At 72.1% G+C, this 1,541-nt stretch carries 1 protein-coding gene; it reads left to right on the forward strand.

Features of this window, described 5'->3' with window-relative positions:
* Nucleotides 1-855: M28 family peptidase (locus GT354_RS09920; RefSeq protein WP_161355903.1), on the forward strand; the 855-nt coding region annotated here is incomplete at its 5' end.
* Nucleotides 856-1,541: the final 686 nt, after the last annotated feature.

Below are 1,541 nucleotides of genomic sequence, written 5' to 3' on the forward strand. Positions count from 1 at the left end.
TACTACAACTTCGACATGGTCGGCTCGCGCAACGCCGGCTACTTCATCAACAACATCAGCTCGGCCGCGGCCGCGCCGATGAAGGCGTACTGGGACACGCTGAACCTGCGTCCCGAGGAGAACGTCGAGGGCCAAGGCCGTTCCGACGACTACTCCTTCCAGCAGGCCGGTATACCCACCTCCGGCTACGCGGCCGGCGCCAGCGACACCAAGACCTCCGCGCAGGCCGCCAAGTGGGGCGGACAGGCCGGGGCTTCGTACGACTCCTGCTACCACTCCGCGTGTGACACCACGAGCAACATCGACGCGACGGTCCTCAACCGCAGCGCCGACGGTGTGGCGTACACGATCTGGAAGACCGCGGTCAGCGACACCCCCACGCCCGGCGACGACTTCTCGGTCTCGGTGGCTCCGGCCTCCGGCACCGTCCAGAAGGGCGCCACGGGCACCGCGACGGTGAGCACCACCACCACGGGCGGCTCGGCGCAGAACGTCGCGCTGACCGCGACCGGCGCGCCCAACGGCGTCTCCGTGTCGTTCAGCCCGGCATCGGTCCAGTCCGGCTCGACCTCGACCGCGACGATCTCCGTCTCGGCCTCGGCCGTCGCCGGCACCTACCCGATCACCATCGTGGGCACCGGCACGGCGGTCCACAACACGACCTACACCCTGACCGTGGGCGGCGGAGGCCCCAACAACTGCAGCGCACCGGCTTGGGACCCGAGCAGCATCTACCTCAACGGCAGCCAGGTCTCGTGGACCGACCACAACTGGCGCGCCAAGTGGTGGACGCAGGGCGAAGAGCCCGGCACCACCGGCCAGTGGGGCGTCTGGGTAGACCTCGGAGCCTGCTGATCACAGACCGTACATCTACGTCCCCTATGTGATGCCCGGCAGGCCGACCCATGGCCTGCCGGGCATCACACTGCCCACCCACATCACACTCCACCCCCACCCGCGCCCCCTCCGCACTTCGCGCCACCCGCCGCCCACCCCTCCGCACTTGGCACCGCCTGCCTGCCCCCACGCCCGCTCGCCTCGCGCCGCCCGACACCCGCTCGCGCCGCACCTGCCCACCCTCTCCACACTTCGCGCCACCCGCCGGCGTCGCACCTGCCCACCCCCTTGCGCTTCGCGCCACCCGCCTGCGTCGCACCTGCACACCCGCTTCGCCCCACTGCGGCGCGCCTGGCCATCCCCTCCGTACGTCGCGCCACCGCCGGCGTCGCACCTGCACACCCCCTCGGCACTTGGCACCGCCTGCCTGCATGCCCACGCCAGCTCGCCTCGTGCCGCCCGACACCCGACACCCGCTCGCGTCGCATCTGCCCACCCGCTCCGCACTTCGCGCCACTCGCCTGCGTCGCACCGGCCCACCTCCTTCGCACTTCGCGCCACCCGCCGCCTGCCCGCCTCGTGCCGCCCAACATCCGACGCCCGCCTGCGTCGCACCTGCCCACCCCCTTGCGCTTCGCGCCACCTACCGCCGGCGCCCGCTTGCCTCGCGCCTGCCCACCCCTCCGCGCTTCGCGCCACCCGCC

Origin of the sequence: Streptomyces sp. SID3343 (assembly GCF_009865215.1) — a bacterium.
Classification (GTDB): Bacteria; Actinomycetota; Actinomycetes; order Streptomycetales; family Streptomycetaceae; genus Embleya.